The 226-nt window shown below is 40.7% G+C and carries 1 protein-coding gene; it reads right to left on the bottom strand.

Features of this window, described 5'->3' with window-relative positions:
* The coding region (locus LI162_RS15475; RefSeq protein ID WP_331470842.1) for an FAD-dependent oxidoreductase at positions 1–226 on the bottom strand (226 nt) is incomplete at both ends.

Consider the following 226-nt stretch of genomic DNA (forward strand, 5'->3'; position numbering starts at 1 on the left):
GCCGTTTTCAAATAAACTTGTACTATGAACTGGTTGACGTCGAGCATCGGGCCGTAAGTAATGTAAAGCATTATTTACGGCAGTAGGTGCCTCACCAAATCCTGTAGCGATTAATTTCACTTTTCCCTCATAGGAACAGATATCCCCTACAGCGTATACACCAGGAATGTTAGTTGACATATCGGAATGAACATTAATAGCATTTCTAGAAACGTCTAATCCCCAT

Origin of the sequence: Mediterraneibacter sp. 210702-DFI.3.120, from assembly GCF_020561005.1 — a bacterium.
In the GTDB taxonomy this organism is placed as follows: domain Bacteria; phylum Bacillota; class Clostridia; order Lachnospirales; family Lachnospiraceae; genus Mediterraneibacter; species Mediterraneibacter faecis.